Annotated in this window: 1 protein-coding gene and 2 pseudogenes; all 3 read right to left on the bottom strand. The window is 59.1% G+C overall.

Translation table 11 applies throughout. From position 1 onward, the window contains the following. A pseudogene (locus tag NW863_RS10750) lies at nucleotides 1-774 on the bottom strand (gamma-glutamyl phosphate reductase); the annotation flags it as partial. A 117-nt stretch (nucleotides 775-891) separates the two neighbouring features. Then, nucleotides 892-1,344 (bottom strand): hypothetical protein, encoded by a 453-nt coding sequence (locus NW863_RS10745; protein ID WP_414366283.1) that lies wholly within the window; start codon nucleotides 1,342-1,344, stop codon nucleotides 892-894. A gap of 57 nt (nucleotides 1,345-1,401) precedes the next feature. Next, nucleotides 1,402-1,917, bottom strand: a pseudogene (locus NW863_RS10740) (hypothetical protein); the annotation flags it as partial.

Raw genomic sequence — 1,917 nt, 5'->3', positions numbered from 1 at the left:
CAGCAAAGCTGACTTCACCAAAGGCCAGGGAGCGGTGCGATCCAGATAAACATGGCCATAGCCCAGGTGGGTAGCCAGGATCGGCACTTTGCTAGCCTGCAGGAGAAACTCCACCCAGCCGGGGCGACCACAGGGGATTACCAGGTCCACGTAGCGGGTTTGCTGCAGCAGCAGTAGCAGCAGCGAGTCCTCTTGGGGATCCGCTGGCCGGTCTTGGGTGGGCAAGGCTTGAATGGCTCCTTCTGGGATCCCGTGTTCGTAAGCTGTTTCTGCCAATAGGGTAACTAGAGCCTGGTGGGTTTTCTGGATGGGGCCGCTGCTGGCCAAGAGCACGCCATTGCCCGTCTTGAGACCCATGCCAATGCCGTTGAGGGCAAACTCGGGGTAGATCTCATAGACCAAAGCCACCACCCCCAAGGGGACGCGGTAGCGGCCAATGAACAGCCCGTTGTCCTGACGGTACCCCCTCTCCAGGCTGCCGATGGGATCCGGCTGTTGGGCCAAGAGAGCAAGCAACTGGGCGGATCGCTGCAGGCGCTCCGGGGTGAGCTTGAGGCCGTTGAGGATCCACTCCGGCACAGTTTGCTCGCGGCAGCTTTCCAGGTCGAGGGTATTGGCCTCTAAGAGGAGATCGGAGCGCTCCAGCAAACGGCGCGAGAGGGCCAGCAGGGCCTGGCGTTTGGTTTCGCCGCTCAAGCGCTGGAGCTGAGGCAGCAAGCGGCGCACCTGGCGCAGGGTGGTGCTGAGGTCAAAAGCTGAACCAAAATCGGTCACTCGCTTCCCTCCTGCCTGGCTGACCGACGACAGACCTGCTCCTGACCACTGCTAACAAGAAATGGCTAGATCCACAAGAGCTGAAACTGGGGATCCCTGGCAACGATCCCAAGCATCTCAAGGCCGACGCAGCAGCAGGATTGCCGTCGCCATCAACAGCGTTAACAACAGGCAAAGAATCAGGAACCAACTGAGCAACTGGGCTTGGCTGGGAAAGAGCACCGCGCTGAGAAACCCCACCCCCAAAGCAACCCCCAGGCTGAGGGTGAGGCCCAAGAGCATGGATCCCTGGAAAGTGCTTTGCCGGCGCAACACCCATTGATGGCCGTTCCAGAACCACATTTTGCGGTAGGGGTAGGAAACCGCCAGTTGCTCAATGTGCAGGCGGTCGGGGGTGATGGCAAAAATATGCTGGCAACGGCTGCAGCCAAAAGCCTCAGTCAAGGTAATCAGGCGCAACTGACCTTGGTGGCAACAGGGGCAGGGGTAAATCTTGGCGGGGTCGATGGTCTGAGCCACCCGCAGGGACGATTTCTGCCGAGGCAACTTGCGAGGAGAAGAAAAGGCCACAGCTCGTAGTTGGGGAGAAGTCGGGATCCCTCACATCCTATCTTCAAGAAAGTGGAGTCAAGCTACCCAGAGATGGCGAACGTAGCGCCAGGTCAAGATCTGGTTGAGAACGAGGAAGATGAGAGCCAGAAGCCCATAGCCCAGCTTGAGAACTCTGCTCAGGTGGGGACGAGCCCAGAGGGGAAGAAAGCCCAAATCTGTGTGCTTGGCCCAGTGCACGAGAGCCAGCACGTGTACGACGTGAACCGGCAGGCAGTAGCGAATCATGCTTCGCTGGCCCAGGGGACTCATGCCGGCTACAGCGATGTAGAACATGGCCCAGGCAGCCAAATGGAGCCCCAGCCGCTCCTGCCAGCGCTGGCTCTTGCCGGCCAGGATACTCCACCCATCCAGCAAGCCTGTAACAACTAGGGATCCCAACGTAACAGACACAAACAGTTGGCTGAGAGCATCAGACCACAGGCCAGGATCCTTCACGGGTGCAGAAGGAGAGAGCAAGACTTGCCATCGCTCAGGGGAAAGAACATAGGTAGAAGCTTGGAAAAGGGCTTGGTAATTGGCCTGCACGCCAGT

It is taken from the genome of Synechococcus sp. B60.1 (assembly GCF_047462555.1).
In the GTDB taxonomy this organism is placed as follows: Bacteria; Cyanobacteriota; Cyanobacteriia; order Thermostichales; family Thermostichaceae; genus Thermostichus.
This window is presented reverse-complemented; position numbering and strand designations above follow the sequence as displayed.